The sequence below is a fragment of the Pseudomonas sp. EYE_354 genome (genome assembly GCF_023148575.1).
Lineage (GTDB): Bacteria > Pseudomonadota > Gammaproteobacteria > Pseudomonadales > Pseudomonadaceae > Aquipseudomonas.
Genome location: NZ_JAHXNQ010000001.1, coordinates 1 through 25,149, shown reverse-complemented (window position 1 = coordinate 25,149; position 25,149 = coordinate 1). Strand labels below are relative to the sequence as shown.

General features: G+C 61.3%; 21 protein-coding genes and 1 rRNA gene. 11 read left to right on the top strand and 11 right to left on the bottom strand.

Going from position 1 to position 25,149, the window contains the following annotated elements:
- The first annotated feature begins 173 nt into the window (after positions 1 to 173).
- On the top strand, positions 174 to 1,985 hold the full coding sequence (gene ggt, locus KZX66_RS00110) for a gamma-glutamyltransferase (protein ID WP_248075021.1): 1,812 nt from the start codon (positions 174 to 176) through the stop codon (positions 1,983 to 1,985).
- A 26-nt stretch (positions 1,986 to 2,011) separates the two neighbouring features.
- On the opposite strand, the gene ddlA is transcribed toward ggt, so the two are convergent.
- Together ddlA and KZX66_RS00100 are read right to left on the bottom strand one after the other, a co-directional pair.
- Positions 2,012 to 3,106: a D-alanine--D-alanine ligase gene (gene ddlA, locus KZX66_RS00105; RefSeq protein ID WP_248075019.1), complete on the bottom strand. Its 1,095-nt coding sequence runs from the start codon at positions 3,104 to 3,106 to the stop codon at positions 2,012 to 2,014.
- A 44-nt stretch (positions 3,107 to 3,150) separates the two neighbouring features.
- Positions 3,151 to 3,789: a LysE family transporter gene (locus tag KZX66_RS00100; RefSeq protein WP_248075017.1), complete on the bottom strand. Its 639-nt coding sequence runs from the start codon at positions 3,787 to 3,789 to the stop codon at positions 3,151 to 3,153.
- Between the two features lie 137 nt (positions 3,790 to 3,926).
- Between KZX66_RS00100 and KZX66_RS00095 the strand changes: the two genes are divergently transcribed.
- Positions 3,927 to 4,736: an AraC family transcriptional regulator gene (locus tag KZX66_RS00095; RefSeq protein WP_248075015.1), complete on the top strand. Its 810-nt coding sequence runs from the start codon at positions 3,927 to 3,929 to the stop codon at positions 4,734 to 4,736.
- 48 nt (positions 4,737 to 4,784) lie between these two features.
- Here KZX66_RS00095 and KZX66_RS00090 read toward each other — a convergent pair whose 3' ends face one another.
- Positions 4,785 to 5,360, bottom strand: coding sequence for a flavin reductase family protein (locus KZX66_RS00090; RefSeq protein ID WP_248075013.1), 576 nt, complete (start codon positions 5,358 to 5,360; stop codon positions 4,785 to 4,787).
- Between the two features lie 128 nt (positions 5,361 to 5,488).
- Between KZX66_RS00090 and KZX66_RS00085 the strand changes: the two genes are divergently transcribed.
- Entirely contained in the window at positions 5,489 to 6,859 is a 1,371-nt protein-coding gene (locus tag KZX66_RS00085; protein ID WP_248075011.1) for a gluconate:H+ symporter, read from the top strand.
- Positions 6,860 to 6,865: 6 nt separating this feature from the next.
- Here the strand turns inward: KZX66_RS00085 and KZX66_RS00080 are convergent, their stop codons facing one another.
- Positions 6,866 to 8,155: an MFS transporter gene (locus KZX66_RS00080; protein WP_248075009.1), complete on the bottom strand. Its 1,290-nt coding sequence runs from the start codon at positions 8,153 to 8,155 to the stop codon at positions 6,866 to 6,868.
- Between the two features lie 187 nt (positions 8,156 to 8,342).
- Between KZX66_RS00080 and KZX66_RS00075 the strand changes: the two genes are divergently transcribed.
- The 4 genes from KZX66_RS00075 to KZX66_RS00060 all read left to right on the top strand — a co-directional run bounded on the left by KZX66_RS00075 (position 8,343) and on the right by KZX66_RS00060 (position 13,553).
- Positions 8,343 to 9,761, top strand: coding sequence for a TIGR00366 family protein (locus KZX66_RS00075; RefSeq protein ID WP_248075007.1), 1,419 nt, complete (start codon positions 8,343 to 8,345; stop codon positions 9,759 to 9,761).
- 139 nt (positions 9,762 to 9,900) lie between these two features.
- Complete coding sequence (gene acpA / locus KZX66_RS00070; RefSeq protein ID WP_248075006.1) at positions 9,901 to 11,601, top strand: acid phosphatase; 1,701 nt, start codon at positions 9,901 to 9,903, stop codon at positions 11,599 to 11,601.
- 120 nt (positions 11,602 to 11,721) lie between these two features.
- Positions 11,722 to 12,891 carry a hypothetical protein gene (locus KZX66_RS00065; protein ID WP_248075004.1) on the top strand — a complete coding sequence of 390 codons (1,170 nt, stop codon included), beginning with the start codon at positions 11,722 to 11,724 and terminating at the stop codon, positions 12,889 to 12,891.
- A gap of 146 nt (positions 12,892 to 13,037) precedes the next feature.
- On the top strand, positions 13,038 to 13,553 hold the full coding sequence (locus KZX66_RS00060) for an SET domain-containing protein-lysine N-methyltransferase (protein WP_248075002.1): 516 nt from the start codon (positions 13,038 to 13,040) through the stop codon (positions 13,551 to 13,553).
- Here the strand turns inward: KZX66_RS00060 and can are convergent.
- Positions 13,550 to 14,194, bottom strand: coding sequence for a carbonate dehydratase (gene can, locus KZX66_RS00055; RefSeq protein ID WP_159958797.1), 645 nt, complete (start codon positions 14,192 to 14,194; stop codon positions 13,550 to 13,552). The genes KZX66_RS00060 and can overlap by 4 nt on opposite strands.
- Before the next feature lie 139 nt (positions 14,195 to 14,333).
- Here can and KZX66_RS00050 point away from each other — a divergent pair, with 139 nt between their 5' ends.
- On the top strand, positions 14,334 to 14,738 hold the full coding sequence (locus KZX66_RS00050) for a serine kinase/phosphatase (protein WP_248075000.1): 405 nt from the start codon (positions 14,334 to 14,336) through the stop codon (positions 14,736 to 14,738).
- A 57-nt stretch (positions 14,739 to 14,795) separates the two neighbouring features.
- Here the strand turns inward: KZX66_RS00050 and rimI are convergent, their stop codons facing one another.
- Together rimI and KZX66_RS00040 are read right to left on the bottom strand one after the other, a co-directional pair.
- Positions 14,796 to 15,248 (bottom strand): ribosomal protein S18-alanine N-acetyltransferase, encoded by a 453-nt coding sequence (rimI, locus tag KZX66_RS00045; protein ID WP_003188286.1) that lies wholly within the window; start codon positions 15,246 to 15,248, stop codon positions 14,796 to 14,798.
- Complete coding sequence (locus tag KZX66_RS00040; protein ID WP_248075964.1) at positions 15,241 to 15,984, bottom strand: energy transducer TonB; 744 nt, start codon at positions 15,982 to 15,984, stop codon at positions 15,241 to 15,243. Before KZX66_RS00040 ends, rimI begins: the two co-directional genes overlap by 8 nt.
- A 187-nt stretch (positions 15,985 to 16,171) precedes the next feature.
- Here KZX66_RS00040 and mksB point away from each other — a divergent pair, with 187 nt between their 5' ends.
- The 3 genes from mksB to mksF are packed head-to-tail and all read left to right on the top strand — an operon-like array spanning position 16,172 to position 20,983.
- A complete protein-coding gene (mksB, locus tag KZX66_RS00035) occupies positions 16,172 to 17,449 on the top strand; it encodes an Mks condensin complex protein MksB (protein WP_248074999.1) in 1,278 nt (425 codons plus the stop codon).
- Entirely contained in the window at positions 17,439 to 18,146 is a 708-nt protein-coding gene (mksE, locus tag KZX66_RS00030; RefSeq protein WP_248074997.1) for an Mks condensin complex protein MksE, read from the top strand. The genes mksB and mksE overlap by 11 nt, the downstream gene beginning before the upstream one ends.
- On the top strand, positions 18,143 to 20,983 hold the full coding sequence (gene mksF, locus KZX66_RS00025; RefSeq protein WP_248074995.1) for an Mks condensin complex protein MksF: 2,841 nt from the start codon (positions 18,143 to 18,145) through the stop codon (positions 20,981 to 20,983). Before mksE ends, mksF begins: the two co-directional genes overlap by 4 nt.
- A gap of 121 nt (positions 20,984 to 21,104) precedes the next feature.
- Here mksF and KZX66_RS00020 read toward each other — a convergent pair whose 3' ends face one another.
- From KZX66_RS00020 to rrf, 4 genes are all read right to left on the bottom strand, one after another.
- Positions 21,105 to 23,408, bottom strand: coding sequence for an MlaD family protein (locus KZX66_RS00020; protein WP_248074993.1), 2,304 nt, complete (start codon positions 23,406 to 23,408; stop codon positions 21,105 to 21,107).
- Positions 23,401 to 24,024: a paraquat-inducible protein A gene (locus tag KZX66_RS00015; protein WP_248074991.1), complete on the bottom strand. Its 624-nt coding sequence runs from the start codon at positions 24,022 to 24,024 to the stop codon at positions 23,401 to 23,403. The genes KZX66_RS00020 and KZX66_RS00015 overlap by 8 nt, the downstream gene beginning before the upstream one ends.
- Complete coding sequence (locus KZX66_RS00010) at positions 24,011 to 24,670, bottom strand: paraquat-inducible protein A (protein ID WP_248074989.1); 660 nt, start codon at positions 24,668 to 24,670, stop codon at positions 24,011 to 24,013. The genes KZX66_RS00015 and KZX66_RS00010 overlap by 14 nt, the downstream gene beginning before the upstream one ends.
- A 158-nt stretch (positions 24,671 to 24,828) precedes the next feature.
- Positions 24,829 to 24,944, bottom strand: a 5S ribosomal RNA gene (gene rrf / locus KZX66_RS00005).
- Positions 24,945 to 25,149: the final 205 nt, after the last annotated feature.

Genomic DNA, 25,149 nt, shown 5'->3' with positions numbered 1-25,149 from the left:
AGATCCGCTCAAAAGCAAGGTGGCAAGCGTCGCGGCCAGTTACGCTGCGCGCTCAAGGGCGACCGGGTGATTATTTACCGCAAGGCGGTGCTGTTCCTCAAAGGCACGATTTACCTGTAAAAAAACAGTCCCCGGCCCAACAGATCATTCTCAAAACGAACGGAGTTCAGCGCGTGTTTTCGATTTCCCGCCGGCAGTGGTCGGTCATAGCCACAGCCCTCGCCCTAACGGCCTGCCACTCCCCGGTCAGCGAACAACCACCGGCACCGGAGCTGGGTTCAGGCTATCGCACGGACCTCACCACGCAACATGCCGAACGCCACATGGCCGCTGCCGCCAACCCACTGGCAGCCGAGGCCGGGCGTGAAATGTTGCGTCAAGGCGGCTCGGCCATTGATGCGGCGATTGCCATGCAGGCGGTACTGACCCTGGTGGAGCCGCAATCGTCCGGTATCGGTGGCGGCGCGTTCATCATGCTGTGGGACGGCAAAAAAGTGCATGCCTATGACGGTCGCGAAACCGCACCGGCCGGGGCGACCGAGCGGTTGTTCCTGAAACCCGACGGCACGCCGATGGCCTTCACCGATGCGCAGATTGGCGGGCGCTCGGTGGGCACACCCGGCGTGCTGCGAGCGTTGCAAATGGCCCACAAGAAGAGCGGCCGCCTGCAATGGGCCAAACTGTTTGAACCGGCGATCCGCCTGTCCGAGCAGGGTTTTGCGGTTTCTCCACGCTTGCACAGCCTGATTGCGGCGGACCGCTTTATTCCCAAGTCACCCGAAATGGCAGCCTACTTCCTGAATGCCGATGGCACGCCCAAAGCCACGGGCACGCTGTTGAAAAACCCGGCGCTGGCGGCCGTATTCAAACGCATCGCCAAGGAGGGGCCGGACGCGCTGTATCAGGGCCCGATTGCCGATGAAATCGCACGCAAGGTGCAGGGCCATCGCAATGCGGGCAGCCTGTCCCAAACGGACCTTAAGGGGTACGTCGCCAAGGAGCGCGAGCCGCTGTGCACCGATTACAAACGCTGGAGAGTCTGCGGCATGCCGCCACCGTCGTCGGGAGGCATTGCGGTTGCGCAGATCCTCGGCACGTTGCAGGCGCTGGAAGGCCGTGACCCGCGTCTGGCCATCGCCCCGATGACGCCGATCAAAAGCGCCTCAGTTGCCGGCCTGGAACCGGTGCCCGAAGCCGTGCACCTGATCGCCGAAGCCGGTCGCCTGGCCTTTGCCGACCGTGCGCTGTATGTGGCCGATACGGACTTTACGCCAGTGCCGGTGGCCGGCCTTGTGGCGCCAGATTACCTGGCCAGGCGCGCCTCGCTGATCGGCGAGCGCAGCATGGCCGTCGCCAAGCCGGGCCAACCTGCGGGCATTCAAGTGGCCTACGCGCCCGACCGTTCGCCGCTGCGCATCTCCACCTCGCAAGTGGTGGCGGTGGATGACTTGGGTGGCGCGGTGTCGATGACCACCACGGTGGAGGCTGCGTTCGGTTCACATGTGATGGTGCAAGGCTTTTTGCTGAACAACCAGATGACCGACTTTTCCTTTATCCCCGAAGAAAATGGCCAGCCGGTGGCCAACCGCGTGCAACCGGGCAAACGCCCGCGCTCGTCGATGGCGCCCACGTTGGTGTTCGACCGCCAGAGCGGTGAATTGCTGGCCACGTTAGGCTCGCCGGGCGGCTCGCAGATCATTGAGTACGTGAGCAAATCCCTGGTGGCGATGCTGGACTGGAACCTCGACCCGCAAGCCGCCATCAGCCTGCCCAACTTCGGTAGCCGCAATGGCGCGACCGAATTGGAAGCCGGCCTGTTCAGCCCAGGGTTGAAACAGGCGCTCAGGGACAAGGGTCACCGGCTCAGCGACATTGATATGACCAGCGGAATTCAGGCGATTGTTCGCACGCCAAATGCTCAGGGCAACGTGACGCTGAGCGGCGGTGCGGACCCTCGACGTGAAGGCGAAGCGCTCGGCGACTGAGCACTTGCAGAGGGCGCCAGGGCCGATCAGCGACTGACCTTCAGGCCCTTGCGCCCCGCATGCCGCTGCAGCGCCAGGTCGATCAAACGGCTGACCAACTCGCTGTAGCTCATTCCCGCCGCCTGCCACAACTTGGGGTACATGCTGATACGGGTAAAACCGGGCAGTGAGTTGATCTCGTTGATCAGTACTTCGCCGTCATCGGTCAGGAACACGTCGACCCGCGCCAGACCTGCACACCCGAGCACCTCAAACGCCTCAATGGCCAACTGGCGAATCCGCTCGCTGGCCTCATGGCTGATTGCCGCCGGCACCACCACTTGAGCGGCCTGTTCGTCGATGTACTTGCTGTCGTAGGAATAGAAGCCGCTGCTCACCACGATCTCGCCGCAACCGCTGGCGATGGGGTCTTCGTTGCCCAGCACCGCGCATTCAATTTCCCGGCCGCGCACGGCGGACTCCACCAGCACTTTTTCATCGAAACCCAACGCCAGCTCAACGGCGGCGTGGTATTCAGCCTCGTTTTCGACCTTGCTGACGCCCACCGAAGACCCCTGGTTGGCCGGTTTGACGAACATCGGCAGGCCAAGGGTGTTCACGGCAGCTTCAAAGGGGGTGCGCGCGGCGTTGCGGCGGGTCAGCGTGATGAACGGCGTGACGCCAATGCCTGCATCGCGCAGCAGGCGTTTGCTGACATCTTTGTCCATGCACACCGCCGAGCCGAGCACGTCGGAGCCGACGAAAGGCAAATCCGCCATGCGCAGCAAGCCTTGCAGGCAGCCGTCTTCGCCGAGCGTGCCGTGGACGATAGGGAAGATCACATCGATATGTTCCAGCACGCCCTGGCTGGAGGTTTCCACCACTTGCCGGTTGGCCTTGCCGGGCACGACTGCCAATTCGCGGTTGGACTGATTAAGGGCAATGAGCGCCGGGTTTTCCTGGTTGATCAGGAAGTTCGAGGTGTCGTTGAGGTGCCAGTGGCCGGCCTTGTCGATGCCGATCAGGATCGGCTCGAAGCGCGAACGGTCCAGCGCATCGACGATATTGCGCGCCGATTGCAGCGAGACTTCGTGTTCGGCCGAACGGCCACCAAAAATAATACCGACGCGCACCTTGCTCATGACCCGACCTCACTATTGAACGTAAGGCTTCTTACCACGGCCCCTCAGCGATTCGCCACCAGATGTGCGCCGAACAGCACATAGCAAGTGCCGGCAAAGCGGTCGATCCACTTGCGCGAACGGCTGTAAAGGTTGGCCATGCGCTGGCTGGAAAACACCAGCGCCACACAGGCATACCAACTGAACGACAACGTGGCCATGGTGATCACGGCCAGGGTCAGCAACATCGGCGAAGGCGACAGCGGCATGGTGGACGCAAAGACGGTGGCGACGAACAACGCCGCCTTGGGATTCGACAGGTTGCCCAGTAACCCCAGGCGCCAGGCAGAGAACAGCGAACGCCGGGGCTCATCCGGCAACAGGCCCTGGCTCATGGCGGGGGCCGAGCGCTTGAACAGCTTCAAGCCCAGGTAAATCAGGTAGCAACCGCCGATGATTTTGAACGCCAGGTACAACATCGGCGCGGCGGTAAACAGCGACTTGATGCCCAGCCCCGCCGCCAGTCCCCACATGATGGTGCCAGTGGCCGCGCCCGCTGAGGCCATCACGCCATGGCGGCGCGAACAGCTCGCAGCCAGTTGCGCCGTGTTGAAAAAGTTGGGCCCGGGCGTGACCACCGCGACGCTCCAGAGCAGGGCCAGGGAGACCAGCGGCGCCACATAGGCGGGGTTGAATAGTTGCATGGGGCTGCTCCATCAGGGCCAGGCACGAGCCAGGATAATAGGCCTCGCCCACCGCCTGCACAATCGTACAAGACCCCGGCAGACAAGGCCTGCAGACTGGGTTAACGTGTTTCCACTTCTTTTTGTGACAAGTCACCATGGGCAACCTGACCCACACCCTCGACTGGCTGCACCGCGCGCCCCATACCAGTGGCGTGGACCGTATCGAAGCGTACTTTTCCGGTTTCGCCTTCGATCCGCATCGCCACGACACCTACGCCATCGGGCGCACTTTGTTCGGCGTGCAGAGCTTTCACTACCGCGGCGCCATGACCCACAGCCTGCCCGGCGCGACCATGGTGATTCATCCGGATGAGACCCACGACGGCCATGCCGGCAGCGAGGAAGGCTTCAAGTACCGGATGATCTACGTCGAACCGGCGTTGATCCAGCAGATCCTCGGCGGTAAGCCGCTGCCGTTTATCCCCTCCGGTCTGTCCACCGACCCGAGGCTGTTTCGCGCCAGTGAAGTGCTGCTGCAAAGCCTGGATTGCCCCATCGACCCGTTGCAGGAACAGGACGCCATGTTCGACCTGGCCCAGGCGCTCAGCGATGCCTCCGGAGCAATCATCACCCGCAAGACCTTCGATTACGTCGCCGCCGAACGCGCCCGGGAATTTATCCACAGCGCCCTGGGCCGCAGCATCACCCTCGACGAAATGGCCAACCATGCAGGTCGCGACCGCTGGGCCCTGTCGCGGGATTTTCGTGTGCTGTTCGGCACCAGCCCCTACCGCTACCTGACCATGCGCCGGCTGGACCTGGTGCGAAGCCTGTTGGCTCAGGGTGTGTCATTGGTGGATGCGGCGATGACCGCCGGCTTCACCGACCAGAGCCACATGACCCGGCAATTTCGCAGCACTTACGGCATGCCACCGTCGCGCTGGGTGAAGATGCTCGGGCGCTGATTGGCCAAGCCGAACGACCATCCTCCTGCAAACTTGCGCGGGCCAGGCTTAGAGTTGACGCCCGACCAGCGGCTGGCCGATGGTGAGAAAATTGCCGCCGGCGACATGGTGCAAGGTGCGCAACTCATCGTGGCCTTCGAAATGCCAGTGACCTTCGCTGAACACGCGCTCGTCGGCATAGGCCGCGACCACTTCGCCCAGGAACAGGTCATAGGTGTGCTGGTTGTGAGGCTCGGGCAGCAGGCGGCATTCCAGCCAGGCGACACACTCCTCCAGCAACGGCGCGTCGGTGTGTTCCCCGTTGAAGGTATGCAGGTCATAAGTAGCGAATTTGTCGATTTCGGCACCGGCGGTGTTGCCCACCGTTTGCACCACATCTGCCTGGGCGGCGCAGGGCACCTGGAGCACGAAGGTCCCGGCGCCTTCGAGCAGTTGGCGGGTCCAGGTGGCCTTGTCCAGCACCACCGCGACCTTCGGCGGTTCGAAGTCCAGCGGCATGGCCCACGCGGCGGCCATGATATTGCGCCGGCCATCATGTGCCGCGCTCACTAATACAGTGGGGCCGTGATTGAGCAAGCGGTAGGCCTTGGACAGTGGAACGGGGCGGCAGTGGGCAGGGCGCATGGAGTGGCTGCTCGTCAATGAAAAAACCTACGATACCTCAAGCACGCGCCCTTCGGGCTCAGGTATGCTTTTCGAGCAGGAAACAAAAAGAAACAATTTCCTAAAATCTGTTCGATAAGGAGTCCCGCTTGGAGTTATCGACTGCTGCATGGGTAGTTCACGACACCCGCCTTATGGGCTGCGTACTGCTGGCCATCGCCAGCATCATCGTGCTGATCAGCGCGACCAAGCTACCGCCGTTTCTGTCGATCCTGATTGGCACGTTTATCGCCGGTGTGGGCGCGGGGCTGCCCCCGGAAGAAGTGGCCAGGGCCTTCAGCAAGGGCGCCGGGGCGATCCTGGGTGAAGCAGGGATCATCATCGCTCTGGGCGCGATGCTGGGTGCGCTGATGGCCGAATCCGGCGCGGCCGATCGCATTGCCACGACCTTGCTCGGGCTCGGCAAGGGCAAGTCACTGCCGTGGGTGATGGCGCTGGTGGCAATGGTGATCGGCCTGCCGCTGTTCTTCGAAGTGGGCCTGGTGATGATGGTGCCGATCATCTTTGTGATGGCCAAACGGTCGAACCAACCGCTGCTGAAAATTGCCATTCCGGCCCTGGCGGGCATGACCACCCTGCACGCCTTGATGCCGCCGCACCCTGGACCGTTGATTGCGGTCGGCGCACTGCACGCCGACCTGGGCCTGACCATGTTGCTGGGCTTTTGCCTGGCGGTGCCGGCGGTGATTCTCGCGGGGCCGATCTATGGCAATTGGCTGTCCAAACGCTTGCACGTGGATGAACCGGCGGACATCGGCGCACTGTTCAGCGCCCCGCCAAAGGCCCCTCGCCAGCCGAGCTTTGGCGTGTCGCTGCTGATCATTCTGTTGCCAGTGATTTTGATGCTCGGCAGCACCTTGGCCAAAGTCGCGCTGCCTTCGCAAAGCACGGTCGGCCACACGCTGAAATTTCTCGGCGAACCACTGATCGCCCTCGGCCTGGCCGTGATCGCCGCAGTGGCCTGTCTGGGATGGGCCGCCGGCATGCCGCGCGCCGATGTCGGCAATACGCTGCGCAAAGCCCTCGCCCCCATTGCCGTGCTGCTGCTGACGATCGGCGCCGGTGGTGGCCTCAAGCAAACCCTGCTGGATGCCGGCGTCAGCCAGACCATCAGCAAGGTCGCCGAAGGCGCCCACATGCCCTACCTGCTGCTGGCCTGGCTGATCGCCGTGGCGTTGCGCCAGGCCACCGGTTCGGCAACGGTCGCCACGACCACGACGGCGGGTATTCTCGCGCCGATGATGGCGGGTTTGGCGGCCACGCAAAGCTCACTGGTGGCACTGGCGATTGGCGCCGGCTCGGTGTTCTTCTGTCATGTCAACGACGCCGGGTTCTGGATGGTGCGTGAATACTTTGGCTTGCAGCTCAAACAGACGATCTGGGTCTGGTCGGTGTTGCAAACGATTGTGTCGATCGTCGGTTTGGTGGGGACGTTGCTGCTCTGGCACTTCCTGACCTGACGAGGACTAGGTCGCCAAGGTGTGGCGCTTACCAAACAGCGCCACACTCCCCACCCCAACTGCGCCCATCACCACGCAGTAGCCCACACAGATCCACGGGCTGGTCGGCATCAGCGCAATCAGCATCAGCGGCGTGGTGCTCGCCCACAGCGCATAGGCGATGTTGTAGGTGAAGGAAATCCCCGACACCCGCACCGGCGCAGGAAACAGCCCGACCATCACCGACGGCACCGCGCCCACCACGCCGCAACTCAGTCCCGCCACGGCGTACGCCGCGCCCAGCCACACGCCACCATTGATCAGGCTGGCATACAGCAGCGCTATCCCCATGGGCAGCAACAGGCTGTAGACCTGTACCGCGCGCCACGCGCCGATACGGTCCACCAGCAGACCGGCGAGGACGCAGCCAATGTTCAGGAAGACGATGCCCAAGGCGCTCAGGGCGAAGGTGTCGCTGGGGCTCATGCCGAAGGTTTTTTGCATCATGGTCGGGGTGATCACAACGAGCACCACCACGGCGGACGTGAGCACGCAGGTGAGGATCATGGCCGGCAGCAGCACCGCGCGATGGTCGCGCAGTACCGTGCGCAGCGGCAGTTCGGCGGCGGCCTGACGGCGCGCCTGCATCTCGAGGAACACCGGGGTTTCGCTGAGCCAGCGACGCAGCCATACGCCGATAACGCCGAACACACCGCCGAGCAGGAAGGGCAAGCGCCAGGCGTAATCGAGAATTTCGGCCGGGGTGAAGACTTGCGCGAGCAGCGTGGCGGTCAGCGCCCCCAACAGGTAGCCGAAAGTCAGGCCGGCTTGCAGGAAGCCCAGGGCATAACCGCGGTGATGACGTGGGGCATGCTCGGCGACAAACGTCCAGGCGCTGGGCACTTCGCCGCCTACCGCCGCGCCTTGCAGCACGCGCAGCAGCAGCAGGATCAACGGTGCGAAATAGCCGATTTGCGCGTAGGTCGGCATGATGCCGATCAGCAGGCACGGCAGCGCCATCATCAGGATGCTCAGGCTGAACACGCGCTTGCGTCCCAGGTGGTCGGCAAAATGCGCCATCAGGATGCCGCCCAGCGGGCGCGCCAGGTAGCCGGTGACAAAGATGCCGAAGCTTTGCAGCAGGCGCAGCCACTCAGGCATTTGCGGCGGGAAGAACAGTTGGCTGAGGGTCAGCGCAAAAAACACGAAGATAATGAAGTCGTAGATTTCCAGGGCGCCGCCCAGAGCGGCCAGGCCCAGGGTTTTGTAGTCGGAGCGGGAAAAGCGCTGCGCCTGTGGGGAAAAGGTGGCAGTCATGTGCAAGCTCGGCAGACAGACAAAATGGCGTGCAGGTTATGAGCTGAGCCGGGGGATGGCAATCGCTGCAGATATATTTGTTTTCCTCATGGATCGATGAAAATAACTGCATTCCCATATCAATCCCCGAGGAGGAACATGCGCGAAAACTGCCGCCCCCCCCTAATAAATACAAGAGGTACGACTCGTGGCCGATGCTATCGAAGAAAGCCGCTATGCCCGATTTGCCCTGCGCTGCTCCAACTTCGCCGAGCGTTGGTTCCCTGACTCCTGGGTGTTCGCCGCCCTTGCGGTGATCATTGTCGCCGTGGCGACCCTGGGCATGGGCGCAGCCCCCACCGAGGCAGCCAAGGCGTTTGGCGATGGGTTTTGGAGCCTGATCCCGTTCACCATGCAGATGGCCTTTGTGGTGATCGGCGGTTACGTGGTCGCCAGTTCGCCACCGGCGGTGAGGCTGATTGACCGCCTGGCACGTATCCCAAAAAACGGCCGCTCTGCCGTCGCGTGGGTGGCGTTGATTTCCATGGTCGCGTCCTTGCTCAACTGGGGCCTGTCCCTGGTGTTTGGCGGCTTGCTGGTAAGGGCACTGGCCCGTCGTACGGATTTGCGCATGGATTACCGCGCGGCCGGCGCCGCGGCTTATCTGGGGCTGGGCGCCGTATGGGCGCTGGGGCTGTCGTCGTCCGCCGCGCAATTGCAGGCCAACCCGGCCAGCTTGCCTGCATCGATTTTGTCGATCACCGGGATGATCCCGTTTACCGAGACCATCTTCCTGTGGCAATCAGGCGTGCTGTTGCTGGCGCTGATCGTGGTGTCGCTGATTATCGCCTATGCCACCGCGCCCGGCCCCAACAGCGCGCGTGATGCCAAGGCCTGCGGGGTCGATCCAGCCTTCAACCTGCCAAAACTGCAAGCACCGAGCCGCCCTGGAGAATGGCTGGAGCACAGCCCGTTGCTGACGATTTTGTTGGCGCTGCTGGCGGCCGGCTGGCTGTTCCATGAGTTCTCGACCAAGCCGGCGATCAGCGCCATCTCGGGGCTCAATACCTATAACTTCCTGTTCATCATGGTCGGCGCGCTGCTGCACTGGCGCCCGCGCAGTTTCCTGGATGCCGTGGCCCGCGCGGTGCCCACCACCACCGGCGTGCTGATCCAGTTCCCGCTGTACGGCTCGATCGCCGCGCTGATGACCGTGGTCAAGGGCGGCGACGGCCAGACCCTGGCGCACCATATCTCGACCTTCTTCACCTCCATCGCCTCCCATGACACCTACGCGTTGCTGATGGGGGTGTACTCAGCGGTGCTGGGCTTCTTTATCCCGTCGGGCGGCGGCAAGTGGATCATCGAGGCGCCTTACGTGATGCAGGTGGCCAACGACCTGCAATACCACCTGGGCTGGTCGGTGCAGATCTACAACGCAGCCGAGGCACTGCCGAACCTGATCAACCCGTTCTATATGCTGCCGTTGCTGGGAGTGTTGGGGCTCAAGGCACGGGACCTGATCGGCTTCTCGTTTGTGCAGTTGCTGGTGCACACGCCGCTGGTGCTGTTTTTGTTGTGGGCGCTGGGGACGACGCTGAAGTACCTACCGCCCGTGATGCCTTAGAAGCAGCGAAAAGCCGCAGGGTGTCGGCTTCAAGCGTGCCGCTTGAAGCTTGCGACCTGCGGCTGCCTTAATTCCGTCACATTGCATTGCTACCGTCCTGCGAAATATCTTGCAACATATCGCCAAGGACTCCGCCGCAATGAGTGATAAGCCCGAAGACCGCCCTTCCGCCGACTCCATCACCCCGCCACCGGTAGACAGCAGCCGCCGGCGCTTCCTGGGCGGCGCGGCGGTGCTGGGGGTGGGCGCGACGTTAAGCGCTTGCGGCAATCCCAGCCAGACGCCGGGCAAACCGGAGCCGCGGGCACTCACCCCGCAGGAGCTGGATAAAGCCTTGCGCGACCAGGTGAAAACCGTGGTGGTGATCTACGCCGAGAACCGCAGCTTCAACAATTTGTTTGCAGACTTTCCGGGCGTTGAGAAACCGCTGTCGGCGTTGTCCGCTGCCGAGACTCAGCAACGTGACCGCGATGGCAGCGTCTTGCCAGCCCTGCCGCCGGCCTGGGGCGGCGTGCTGCAAGTCGGCCCGCAAACGGTGGATGGCGTGACCTACGCCAGCGAAGTGCAATTTCAAGACAACTTGCCCAACGCCCCCTACGCCCTCAAAGGCCCGAATGGCGAAGACCTGCCTCTGAGTCTGGTCACCCGTGACCTGTGGCACGTGTTCTATCAGAACCAAATGCAGATCAATGGCGGCAAGAACGACGGTTTTGTCGCCTGGGCGGACGCCGGTGGCCTGGTGATGGGGCATTACGCCCAGAGCCGCTATGCCCTGCGCCTGTGGGACGTGGCCAAGGAATTCGTGCTCTGCGATAACTTCTTTCAGGGTGCGTTCGGCGGCTCGTTTCTTAACCATCAATACCTGATCAGCGCCACCGCGCCGGTGTATCCGAATGCCACGCAGTCAGTGGCCAAGGCGCAGATCGCCACGCTGCAAAGCGATGACCCGACCGACACACGCCTCAAGCCCCTGGGCACATCCCCGGCCAGCGCCATGAGCGGCCCACCGCAGTTCGGCCCCAGCGCGCTGACCCCGGACGGTTACGCCGTGAACACCCTGGCCCCGCCCTACTGGCCGACCTGGATCCGCGACCCGCAAAACCCGGATTACGCCAAGGCCGACCTACCCAACGTGCTGGTGCCGCAGACCCACGAACACATCGGCGACAAGCTGTCGAAGAAAAACGTCGACTGGGCCTGGTACGCCGGCGCCTGGCAGGCGACGCTGGAGCAGTTCAAGGACTCGGGCGGCATCCCAAAGATCCCGAACTTCCAGTACCACCACCAGCCGTTCAATTACTTCAAGCAACAGGGTCCCGAGAACCGCACGGAGCGCGACAAACGCTTGCGTGATGGCGGCTTGGGCGATGAGTCCAGCACCAATAAATTCTTTGCCGATGCCCAGGCGGGCAAGTTGCCGGCCGTGACCTTCTACAAGCCTCAGGGCAACCTGAACATGCACGCCGGTTATGCCGATGTGGCCTCGGGCGATCGCCACATCGCCCGCGCCTTGAAGGTGCTGCAAGAAAGCCCGCAATGGAAAAATATGGTGGTGCTGGTCACGGTCGACGAAAACGGCGGTTGGTGGGACCACGTAGCGCCCCCTAAAGGTGATCGCTGGGGCCCAGGTTCGCGCGTGCCTGCGCTGGTGGTGTCGCCGTTTGCGCGCAAAGGCATGGTGGACCACACGGTGTATGACACCGCGTCGATCCTGCGCTTGATCACCCGAGTCTTTCAGCTTGAAACCCTGGACGGCCTCAAGCAGCGCGATGACGCGATGATCGCCCGCGGCCAGCAACCCATGGGCGATTTGAGCAATGCATTGCAGTTCAACGTGTAGGACGCTTATCCAATAGCGACATGCCTGGCGATTTCGCACGCGTTTTTCCTGGTCAACCGCTACTGTGTGCCAGTGGCTTTCAACCCGCGCAGACGGGCTTTCGCTGACAAGGAATTAACTATGTTCAAACCGACCAAGCTGTCCCTGGCCCTGGCCGCGCTGATGACCAGCGCGGTCGTACAGGCCGACCTCGAGGTGCCGCTGGGCAGTACGCAACGTGTCACCCAGCTGTTCGCTTACCCCAATAATTGCAACGTGATTTGCTTTCGGCCATGGACGCTGGAGCAGACCGCTGAGCACTATCTGAACCAGAGCCTGCAGCGTGACGGTTACAGCCGGGCCAAGGTCAGCGTCAAGCGCCACGACGACCAGGTAACGGCGACCTTCAGCGGCGTGCCGGACAGTTATGGTCACCCCCTGACAACGCTGCTCAATACCGCCGACCTGGCTTATCAGGGCGCCAGCAAGCTCAACAGCGACGGGAAATGGGCCTTCAACTGGTACCTGTTCTTGCCGTTGGGCATGGCGCTGGAGAACCGCAAAAGCATTGAGTTGATGCACTTTCCGCCGGACTACTCACTGACCCAGGCCCAGGACTATCTGGAGTCGAAAACCACGGATCGCTGGGCCGACTTGCTCACCACCAACGGCGTGCCGGCCACCGAAACCCCGGCTTACCAGACCATGATCGACATCGCGCCGATTGCTGCGCCCGCTACCGCGGGTAAAGACCTGGAGGGGGTCTACAGCTATTTCACCGATTACCAGACGCGCATGGTCAAGGAGTTGAGCCTGCTGCCCAACGGCTCCCTGCCTATGGTCGCGTTCGGCGCGCCGGTCCGTAACTGGATCAAGCAGCAATACGGGCAGTCCGTGGCGGTGCTCGGGCTGGCACAGATCAGCCCGGCCGAGGGCAGGCGTGTTTCGGTACTGGGCTCCAACCACCCCAGCTACATCTGGTATGCAGCAGACCCAGAGAGCTATGGCGGCGACGAGCAGAAGGCCGACGAGGCCGGGTTGAAGGTCATGGGCCAGGACTTGAGCGCGGCCTGCTGGCAGGCTGGGATGGGCCAGAAGCCGGCGAGCGACCCCAATGTATTGCTCAAGGCCTGCATGAATACCTGGCAGGTCACGCGCAAGGAACAAACCTGTGAGCTGTTCTACACCTCGGTGCGCAACCTGAGCGCCGAACAGGCCAACGCCAAATGCGCCACACCGACGATCAAAACTCAGTTGAAGCAGTTGAAGAGCGCCGCGCCAGCCCCTGCCATCATGGCTCCGGTACTGTAGGCGCACAAAACCCGGTCGGTTTCTACTGTCATATATGACAGTAGAAATCCCATCACACTTGATGCGAGCCTTGAGCTGTACCCATCCGCTGCAAGACTGGAAGTCAGCCATCACCCGCAGGTCGATGCAGCCTACCAAGGAGAGTTATGAAAACTCAGGCCATGGATAAGGCTAAAAACGCTGTGAGTGAATGCCTTTACCCGTTCCAGCTCGGCTCGGGCTACCCCACCACACAACAGTTTGCGTTGGTGCAAACGCCAGACGGCAAGGGCGCCGGCATCCAGGCACGCGTCGCGTTTGACAGCCGCGTGCGTATCGCCAAGGTGTCTGGCTACGCCCTGAGTGAGCGGCGCTTGCACACCTTGCAACTGTCGTCACGCATCCACTTGTATGATTGTTGGTTCAGCGGGATGTTCTTGCATTCCTGCACCCCCAACGTGTTCCTCGACCTGCATTACCTGGAAGTCTGGACGCTGCGCGAAATATGCGTCGGTGACCTGTTGACGATGGATTACGCCAACACCGAGGACGTGCTGTTCCGGCAGTTCGCTTGCCAATGTGGCGAGCTGAACTGCCGAGGGTGGATCACCGGCAGCCAGGAGCCTTTGAACGCCGAAGGGCAGGCGTTCATCGCCCAGTGGCGGCTGCGCAAACGCCCTTAGGCTTCGCCCAACGGGCGCAGGCGATACTGCGGCGGCAACTGTTCGAACCCACTGATGGTGGTGTTCAAACTTTTCCAGCGGCCATCCTTGATGCCGTAGATGCAGCCATGGATCGACAGGTTCTGCCCCCGGTGCCAGGCGTTTTGCACAATGCTGGTATGACCGACGTTGGCCACCTGCTGAATCACGTTCAGTTCGCACATGCGGTCCACGCGCTCCTCTTCGGTGGGCAGTTGGGCCAGCACGTCACGGTTTTCGTAGTACAGGTCGCGGATGGTGCGCAGCCAGCCATCGATCAGGCCGAACTGGCGATCCTGCATCGAAGCACGCACACCGCCGCAGCCGTAGTGGCCGGTGACGAGGATGTGCTTAACCTTGAGCACGTCGACCGCGTACTGGATCACCGACAGGCAGTTAAGGTCAGTGTGCAGCACCACGTTGGCCACGTTGCGGTGCACGAACAAGTCACCGGGCAGCATGCCGACGATCTCGTTGGCCGGAACGCGCGCGTCGGAGCAACCGATCCACAGGTATTCCGGGGTTTGCTGGCGGGCGAGCTTGGCGAAGAATTCGGGATCTTCCTGTTTGATCGCATCCGCCCAGCGTTCGTTGTTATCAAGCAGGTCTTGTAATTCGTTCATCAGGGAAAGCCTCAGGAATGATGCGCAGGTGTGTGACTGTCGCGCCTTCGTCCAGGTCACGCCGAGCGTTAATTAGCTTGAATCTTTGGGTCGCCGTGCCTGTCCACACACTATAAGCCCCACAGTATGAGGATTGGCCATGACTGAATCACGACGTCCCTACGGTGCCGAACAGCCCGAACCGATCGATGACAACGAGGACCGCATGGGCTCGATGCGCGAGCTGGACTTTGACGAGCCCGACCAGACTGCGGAAATCGGCGATGAACTGCCGCGACGCGAGCGCGACCATCTGATGCCCGACGAGCGGGTGCGTGAGGCCGGGCTGACGGGCGCCTCGACCGATGATCATGAGTCGACCGACGACGATATGAGCCCGGAAACGCTCATCCATGAGGACGGCGCGCGGGATGCGCGGGAGGAAGGTGAGGAAAACGCCGCGGACTACGACTTGCGCGTTGTCGGTGAAAACGATATTGGCGGCGGCAATGGGTTGGATGAGGCGGAGTTGGCTGATCTGGATCCACTCAACGGCAAGCGCTGACACTACGTGCTTCCAGTGTGGCGAGGACAAGTGCCCCGCCACGTCGGTTCTGTGTGGTTAATCGACGAGCGTGCAGGCCATGACGACCGCATCTTCGCGACCACCGACTGCCGGGTAATAATCCCGGCGACGGCCAATCTCGTTGAAACCGTAGCGCTCGTAAAGGCGGAACGCGCCCGTATTGCTGTCGCGCACTTCCAGGAAGCACTCGCGGGCATTGGCGGCATACGCCCGGGACATCAGGTGCTCCAGCAGCGCCAGGCCCAGGCCACGGCCCTGATTTTCCGGTTTGACGGTGATGTTCAGCAAATGCGCTTCGTCGAGGATGATCTGCACCACGCCGTGGCCGACTTGCTGCTCGCCTTCGAACATCAGCCAGATCTGGTACTTGCCCAGCCCGTCTAGGAAGATGCCGCGGGTCCAGGGGTGACTGAACGCCGCGTATTCGATTTTCAGCACGGCGTCGAGGTCGGCCTCGGTCATCGGGCGGAAGGATAAAGCCTCACTCATCGGTTGTTTTCCAGCGCGCCATCAGCCGGCGCATGGCTTGCCAGACATCAGCCTTACGCTGTGGCTCTTCCATTAATAGTTCCAGACCCGGCAGGGCCCATACCGAACCCAGGCCTTCGACCTGAAGTTCGCGGTACCAGGCTTCGGCGTTGGCTTCGCCTGCAAACCGCACGGCGGGCAGGCCGATCAGCCACAGGCACACACAGGGTTCGTCTTCCAGGCGTGCCGAGACAAAACCCTGGACAAAATCACGCGCCGCTTCCGGGCCCTGGTCCATGGTGCCGCGCACCAGTAACGGCCAGCGCACCGGGTCACCGACGATTTGCGGGCTGTCGGGCAGGCCGGCGGCGCGCAGCATGTCTTTGAGTAACATGTAGGCCGGATCGCGGGTCTGGAAGCGCTCGCCGGTGGGCAGCTCCACCAACAGCAGGCAATGCCCGGCCCGCAGCAATTGCAAGGCAAAGCGCGGCGGTGGCACCACCACGGCCTTGGCCACCGGGGCCGCGACTTCGGCGGCGACAGGCTTGGCCATGGGCGTCGGGCGCGGGACTTCAACCTTGACCCGCTCGACCGCCGCACGCACCTGGGGCTCAGGCTTGACCACCGCCACCGGAGCAGCCGCTTCCTCGCCCGAGGTCTCGAACGCCTCATAGGGCTCAAGCGCCTCCAACAGCTCAGGCCGCGAGGGCGCGGCGAAGGGCAGTTCGGTGCGGGGCAACCAGTTGACCACCTGCATGGCGGCCAAGTAAGCGCGGCGTCGGGACTCGATAAGCACAGCTCGGTCACTTGTGGATAAGTTAAGAGCGGGGATTCTACCGCTGTTCGGTAACAATCGCCCACTGCGCACTGACCGGCTGTGGATAAATCCCGCGCCTGATGCAGTACAATCGCGACTTTTAATCGCCAACCAGCCGGCCATTCCCATGATCGAACCCAAGCGCGTCCTGCGCGCCCTCGCCGAACACTGGGCCTTACTTGAGCCACTGTGCGAACACTTCGACCAAGGCACCCTGAGCCTTGGCGAGCTGCGCGCTCAATTGGCCGCCCAACAATTGGACAGCACGCCCCAGGACATCACCAGCCTGTTGGACGTGTGGATTCGCCTGGATATCCTGGTGCCTGTGGCCAAGAGCCCGAATCGTTTCGAGCTCAATGCGCAGATCCACGACTTCCTGGCCTATCTTCGCAAGGAGCACCGGCTTGGCCTGTGCCTGGAAATCGAAGCCTACCTGCGCCACCTCGAGCGTCTGGCCGGCTATATCCAGGACGCCTTCGACATCCGTGATGGCCACGACCTGGCCCGCCAACTGCGCCTGCTGGATATGCGCGTGCGGGATGTGCTGAAAAAGCTCGCAAACGACGAACAGGCCCTCGTGGCGGTAGCCGACCGGGCCAAGACCAGCGACCGGCAGATCCCGTTGCGCCAGCGTTACGCCGAAGTCCTTGCGACCTGGGACGAATACGTCGAACCGATGATTCAACTGGTGAACGCCGACGGCGCCTTCGAACAAGGCGTGCGCAAGGTCGAAAACGTGCTGCTGCGCCTGCTCACCGAGCAACAGCGCCTCGGCCACTTGGTGGACGACGATATGCTGCTGCGCACACACGCGCGCATCCTCGAAATGCAGACCAGCGCCCAACTGACCTTGCGTCATGCGCGCGAACTGCTGCTGCCGTTGCGTGAAGAAGCGCGTCGGCACAACGCCGTGACCCGCGGCGCGGCGCTGGCCCTGTCGGCCATCCGCCGCAAAGGCCTGGACGCGGTGCCGCAGGCGGCGATGCCGATGTTCACCCGGCCGCAAAGCACGTTCCTCGGCAGTGCCAGTCAGGTCGAGGCCTATGTGTATGCCCTGGCCAACTTCGAGCCCAAGCCGGCACGTTTCCCCAAGGCGCATAAATCCCACAAGGGCGAAGCCCAGCGCGCACCGCGCACGGTCAAGGAAATGCTCGAACGCTGCGAAGACGCATTGCCGATGCCGGACCTGATGACCTGGCTGCTGGAGCAGGAACCGGACGGCGCCACCGACGAATTGCTGTACTGGTTCTCGCGCCTCTCGCGGGAAAAACGCTTTAAGCGCGAACGCCTGGAACGCCGCGATTACCTCACACACGAGCATCAGGTCAGCCTGCGCTCATTCGCCCTGCTCCCGGCCAAGTCTGACGTGGCCGAGCACTCTGCGAGTACACCCAATGCATCTTGATCTATCCGAACTGTCCCAACTGGCGCCGATCTTTCGCGAGCTGTTCAAGGGTTACCACGTCAGCCGCCGCGACCCGGAGCTGTACGCGCAACTGTCGAACTTCCAGGACCAGTACCGCACGCTGTTCAAGGCCCTGGGCTTTGAGCTGGTGTGCGACACGCGGGGTTTCTACTATTTCGTGCCTGATTCGGCCATCGCCAGCGCGCAGGTGAACAAAACCGCGCAACGCCTGGCGCTGTTCACCTTCATCATCGTCGAGCACCTGGCCGACCAGGGTCGCGACCCGATCGCCGTGCTTGACGGTGGCAGCCTGGGCCGCGATGAGTTGCCATCGCTGCTGGATAAATACCGCGACCTGTTTATCCAGGCCGAAGTACAGACCCAGGAAGAACTCGAAGAAAAAATCATGCGCCGTATGACCCAACTGGGTTTTGCCAGCGAAGACAACGGCATCTATCGCTTCCTGCCGCCGATGCACCGCTTCCTCGACGTGTGCCTGTCGGTGCAGCAGGACCGCGACCTGGCGGCCAGCGTGCACAGCGTGTTGCCACTGCCGGCACCGGTGATCATCGACGAAGACAGCGATGAAAAACTGCTGAAGACCGATGACCCGCTGGACCTGAGTGACTTTGCCGACGAAAGCGAAGAAGACGCCCTGGCTCGCGCCATTGCCGAAGAACAGGAGACCGATGCATGAGTCAGGAACGCTACGGCATCCGCCGCTTCGCCCTATTGAACACCGCCGGTTACAGTCTGGGCCTGTTCCCGCTGGAAGAACCGCTGTCGGTGTATGGCGCCAACAACCTGGGTAAATCCGCATCGATCAACGCCTTGCAGTTTCCGATTCTGGCGCGCATGTCGGACATGAGTTTCGGCAAGTACACCCTGGAACAATCGCGACGCTTCTACTTCGCCACCGACACCAGCTACATCCTGGTAGAAGTCTCCCTGCCCCACGGCCCCCACGTCATCGGCGTGGTCGGGCGCGGGCCAGGCGGCGGTTTCGGTCACCAGTTCTTTGCCTACGCCGGCAAACTCGACCTGGCCCACTACCAGAAAAACGACACCTGCCTGCGTCAGAAAGAGCTGTTCACCAACCTTGAGCGCGAGGGCCTGAAAGCCTACGAACTCAAGCCCGACGAGCTGCGCCGCTTGCTGGTGGGCGGCCACACATCGATCCCGCTGGACCTGACGCTGATCCCGCTGCGCTCCACCAGCGAACAGAGCCTGAAGACCTTCCGCGCGCTGTTCATCAACCTGCTGCACATGCGTGAAATCACGGCGGCCAAGCTCAAGCAACTGTTCCTGGATGCGTTCGAACACAGCCTGCGTTCGGGCAGCGTGGATTACATTGCAGCGTGCGAAGAAGCCTTCCGCGATGTACGACGCATGGAGCAGGACTACAACTCCCTGGTCGCCGCCGGCCCGCTGGTCGAAGCCCTGGCCAACGGCGTCAGGCAGCGCGACATCTTGCGCGGCAAATTGCATCGCCTGTCGCCACTGCTGGACTCGTTGCTCGGCACCTGGTCGGACTACGCCAGTGCACGCAAGGAAGAGCTGACCGTCCAGGCCGAGCACTACCGCAACGAGCAGGACGCGCTGCAGAACGACCAGCGTGGCGGAACCCAGGAGCTGATGCGCCTGGAGCGTGAAATCAGTGGCATCCAGCGTTGGTTGGGCGAGCTGTCGGTGCTCAAGCATCGCTTTGCCCTGGTCGATGACGTCAAGGTGCTGGAGCAGCAACTGCTCGCGGCCAAGGATGCTCACGATGAACTGGCGGGCGCTTTGGCGCAGTCGCGCCAGTTCAGCGCCGAGGACCTGGACGAGCGTCTGCGCGATCTGGAAAAACGCCTGAAGTCGGTCAAGCAGCAACTGGATCACGCGGACAACAACAGCTACGCCAAACTGCGCGAAGAGTTTTCGCAACAGGATGTCGAGCGCCTGATGCGCTTGTTCAACAGCTCGTTGTTCAGCCTGCCGTTGGGCGAGCATGGCATCACGCTGGACGAGGACGGTCAGTGGGTAAAATCCCTGGAGCATATCCTCGATGGCTTCAAGGGTGAGCGCTTTGAAGTGCCGGGGCTGTCCATCGACATCTCCCACATCGAGCCGCCAGCGTTGCAAGCCTTGGCGGACCGCGCCGCGTTGCGCGACCAAAAGGAACGCCTGGAAAAAGAACTCAAGCAGCTCAAGACGCAGCAGGCCGTCGCCTCCGACCGCGCGGCGAGCAAGACCCAGACCGAAGCGCTGTACCAGCAGGTGCTGGACGCGCAGAAGGCTCTGGAAGATTTCCGCCGCGCGCAAACCCTGAGCGCGGAAGAAGGCGAGAAACTGGAAAATCTGGCGCAGATGGAGGCGGCACAGGATGAGTTGAAACGCTCCAGCGATGCCTTCACCGAGCGCGTCCAGCAGCTGTCGGCCAAGCTGCAACTGGTCGGTCGCCAGATCGCTGATATGGAAGCCAAGCAACGCACGCTGGATGACGCCTTGCGCCGTCGTCAGCTGCTGCCGGCAGACCTGCCGTTCGGCACGCCGTTCATGGAACCGGTCGACGATTCCATGGACAACCTGCTGCCGCTGCTCAATGACTATCAGGACAGTTGGCAGGGCTTGCTGCGCGCCGATGGCCAGATCGAAGCGCTGTACGCCCAGGTGCGCCTCAAGGGTGTGGCCAAGTTCGACAGCGAGGATGACGTTGAGCGTCGCCTGCAACTGCTGATCAACGCCTATGCACACCGCACTGATGAGGCACTGACGCTCGGCAAGGCACGCCGCGCGGCAGTCACCGATATCGCGCGCACCTTGCGCAATATCCGCAGCGACTACGACAGCCTGGAACACCAGTTGGCGTTGTTCAACCGCGAGATCAACAAACGTCAGGTGTCCAACCTGCAGAGCTTCCGTATCGTGCTGGCTCCAAACAAGGAAGCCCTCAGGCATATCGACCAGATCATCCACAGTGCCGGTCAGTATGAAGAAGGCGAAACCCTGTCGGTGTTTGACTTAAGCCAAAGCGCCGAGCAAGACAACAAGAACGAGGAAGCCAAGGAGTACCTCGCCCGCCTAGTGGCCGCCAACCATAACCAACTGGGCCTCAAGGACCTGTTCGAGTTGGCCTTCGAGATCACCAAGGTGCATGGCCAGCCGGTGATTCACACGGACATCGATGGTGCAGCGTCCAACGGCACCACGATGACCATCAAGGCGCTGACCAACATGTATTTGTTGCTGCACTTGATGGACCGCGACCAGGCCGGGCGCGTACGTTTGCCGTATTACCTCGACGAGGCGGCGGACATCGATGAGAAGAACCAGGCTGCGTTGCTGGAAACCAGCTTGCAGCTAGGCTTTGTGCCGATTCTGGCGAGCGTGAAGCCGCAAGTGTCGGCCCAAGTGGCGATCGACCTCGAAGGCGGCAGTGGGCCGAACGGCATCTATATCGATGAGGCGGACTGGAAGTACATCCGTCGTCGCGATGTCGTAAAAGCTACCGTGAATGTGCAGGCGGATGAGCCGGAACTCGATGAGGTCTGAGTTTTTTCTCTGAAACGCAAAAGGCCGCGATCCTATGGATCGCGGCCTTTTTTGTTGGCTGGGTTTTGTGGTGCTTTCGAGTGCCTTATCGCGGGCAAGCCCGCGCTGGGCGCGCCTGGGCTTATTTACCCAGTGAAATCTTGGGCGCCCAGGTCAGCCACTCATCTTCAAATTTGTCGAACAACGGGAACGTCTGCTGCGGCCGTGCGGCGCTGCCCATCCGTTCACCGTCCGGGGTGGCGAAGGCGATGCCCCCGGCGACCAGGGTCTCCAGAGACTCAGTGCGCACAGTCGCGCCCTTGAACAGGCCGAAGTCCAGACCGAAGCCGCTGGTGTTCCAGAAACGGCTGCCACCGCGCACCAGGGGCGCGTATTTGGGCTCGATCAGGATGTGGATCAACACACGGTCAGCGGTCTGGCCTAACTCATAGCCCGTGACCTTGCCCACGGTGACTTCCCGGTAGGTGACCGGCACGCCTTCTTTCAGCGAGCCACGACGGGCGGCGCTGAGGGTGAGGCTCAGGCCTGCTTCCTGGTGGACGGCTTCAGGTGGCTGGTCCAGCGCGACGAAACTCTTTTGCGGGCCTGCGTTTTTCGCCGCCGGCTGTACCTCAATGTATTGCCCGGTAACCAGGGTTTCCAGGTTTGAGGTTTTCATCAGGCCCAGCTCGGGCTTGACCACCCAGAACTGACTGCCGACACGCGCAATGCGATCCGCCACCTGGGTGATACGCGCGCTGAGCAACACCGACTGCATGTCGGCACTCAGGTCGACGCTCTCGATCTTGCCGACGTCCAGGCCTTTGAAACGCACGGGCGTGCCGGGGCGCATGCCATCAGCGCGGTCGACCTTAATGGTCACCAAGGTGCCGTGCTGATTGGCCGCTTCGCGATCAGGGAACAGGCGGAAGCGTGGAATGCGTTTTTTCAGCGGTACGTTCGGTTGCGGGGTCTCGAAGGCAATACCGCCGGCCATCAAACTGGCCAGGGACTCACTCTTGACCTGGATGCCGCCCGTCAGGCCGCCGGTCAGGGTGACACCGCTGGCGTTCCAGAAACGCGTCGAACCGTTGACCAGATTTTCGTATTCTTTCTCGATGTGTACGCCGATCACCAGTTGCTTGTTTTTGCGCGAGAACTGGTAGCTCTGCACCGAACCGACTTTGACCTGCTTGTAGAGAATCGGACTGCCGACATCCAGGGAGCCTAGGTTATCGGTGAACAGCACCATATGCAGGCCAGGGGAGCGCAAATCCAACGGCGGCGCCTTGGCACGGGCGACAAATTCACGTTGCGGAGCACTGCCTTTGTCGCCAGGGCGAATGGCGATGTAGTTACCTTTTACCAAAGCTTCCAGGCCGGTGATGCCTGCCAGGGAGATGGACGGTTTGACCACCCAGAACTGAGTGTCCTGCACCAGATAATCTTCGGCCAAGGGGTCGAGGGTCAACTCGGCGTTGGCGCTGGACAGGTCTGGATCAATCTTCAGGGTTTTCAGGCTGCCGACCTGAATACCTTTGTACATGACCGGTGTGCGCCCGGCTTGCAGGCCTTCGAAATCAGTGAGCTTGACTTTGACACGAATGCCAGCGGCAGCGGCGTCGAAGTCTTCATACAGACGGAAGGGCAGGCTCGGATCGGTTGGCGGGCTGTCCTTGCGATTTTCCGGCGTGGCGAAGGCAATACCACCGGCGACAATGCTGGAAAGGGACTCGCTGCGCACCTTTACGCCGGAGAGGTTGGCGTCAATGCTGATGCCGCTGGCATTCCAGAAACGTGTGTGTTTGCGCACCAGGCTGGCATACGTGGGCTCGATGTAGACCTTGATTTCGACCGTGCTCTGGTCCTCGGACAGCAGGTAGCTTTTGACCTGGCCGACCTGGATCTGCTTATAGAACACCGGGCTGCCACGGTTGAGCGAGCCGAGACGGTCGGCCTTGATCGTCAGGTGCAGGCCGGGCTTGGCGTCGGATAACGGTGGCTCTTCGGAAAGTGCCTTGAATTTGCGTGTGGGTTCACCATCGCCAGGGCTGGCGGCGATGTAGTTACCCGAGACCAGGGTTTCCAAACCGGTGATGCCGGCGAGGGTGACACTGGGTTTGACCAACCAGAAGCGCGTATTGGTCTTAAGGTATTGATCGACGTCCTTGTTCATCTCGATGGTGGCGATCACCCCGCGATTGTTTCCCTCGTCGTCCAGAGCGAGTGCCTTGACCTTACCCACAGGCATGCCTTTGTAGACCACCTCAGTCTTGTTGACCTGGATCCCTTCGCCGCTTTCAAAGCGTACTTGGATCTCGATGCCCTGCTGGGAATAGGCGCGCCATCCCAACCAGCCGCCGATGATCAGGGCAATCAGGGGTAATACCCAAATGGCTGACCAGTTGGAGGCTGGGCGGGTTTTAGCTTTAGGTAGGTCACTCATGGTCGTCATCCGACTCCGTGTTATCCCAAATCAGTCGGGGATCGAAAGTTACAGCGGCAAGCATCGTCAATATCACCACACTGGCGAACGCCGCAGCGCCGAGGTTGGCCTCGATACTTGCAAGTCGTCCAAAGTTAACGACCGCCACCAGGATGGCGATCACGAAGATATCCAACATGGACCAGCGCCCAATGAATTCGATAAAGCGGTACATCACAATGCGCTGTTGCGCAGAAAGCGGTTGGTGACGCTGCACCGAAAACAGTAGCAGACCAATGCCCACGAGCTTAAAGGTCGGCACCAGAATACTGGCGATGAATACCACGGCGGCGATGGGGTACATCCCATGCTGCACCAACTCTATGACGCCCGCCATGATCGTACTGGGAGAGCCCTGGCCGAGGGTGTTGATCGTCATGATCGGCAACAGGTTGGCAGGGATGTACAAAATCGCCGCTGTGACCAGCAAGGCCCACGTTCGCGCGAGGCTGTTGGGGCGACGGGCGTGGATCAACGCACCGCAACGGGTGCAGATTTGCTCATCGGTGTCCGGTTCCTGCTTGTTCAACTCGTGGCATTCGGTACAGATCAGAATACCCGCATCAATCGCCCGCATGATCATCGTCCCCTGACAGTGCTTGCCAGATCTGGTGCGGCGACATTACCACTTCAAGCAGAACCTGAACCATTAATAGACTGACGAAGCAGACCAGACCGAGACCAATCGTAATTGAGGCCATATCGGCTAGTTTTACGATCGCCACCAGCACGCCCATCAGATAGACCTCCAACATCCCCCAATCCTTCATATGGTGGTAGATGCGGTACAGCAACAGTCCGTAGCTGCGGCCAATCTTCCATCTAATACTGAGCAACACGGCTAGTTGGCAGAGCAACTTGAGCAAGGGAATACCCATGCTGCACAGAAACACTACCGCGGCGACTCCCTGCATACCGGTATCGAACAAGCCGACAACGCCACTCCATACGGTGTCCTCTGAGGACTGCCCGAGTAGATTGAGTTGCATGATGGGTAGAAAGTTCGCAGGGATGTATAGCAGCAGTGCAGCAAGTACCAACGCGAGACTGCGCTCAACGACGTTGTGGCGGTGAGCGTAGAGTTCGTAACCGCAACGCGGGCACTGGGCTTTTTCGCCGAGGGCAAGCACGGGTTTGCGCATCAGCAAATCACACTCGTGGCATGCCACCAGGTCTGCCAGTGGTAAATCCGACATCTCGAGGGCATCCACCGGATCGGACATAAATAGGGCTCTGGCTCTAAAAAAGGTTAGGTGCCTATTCTAGTGGTCTGGTTCAGAAATAACTGTGCAAATTTGTCGGTCACTAAAGGGTCGTTGCTTTCCGAGCGCCCAAAACAAAACCCCTGTCTGCGTGAGCAAACAGGGGTTCTGGAATTTAATCTTGACGATGACCTACTCTCACATGGGGAAACCCCACACTACCATCGGCGATGCATCGTTTCACTGCTGAGTTCGGGATGGGATCAGGTGGTTCCAATGCTCTATGGTCGTCAAGAAATTCGGGTACTGACTCGTGACCAAACGGCCTCGCTTCAGCAAATCGGGTATGTGACAGCTTTCGGTGTTTTGCGATCTACAAACTTTCGGTTCGTCTCGTCTTCACAAACCGCAATCTGATGCCCTTTCAGGTTCTCAAATTGCTTGGGTGTTATATGGTCAAGCCTCACGGGCAATTAGTATTGGTTAGCTCAACGCCTCAC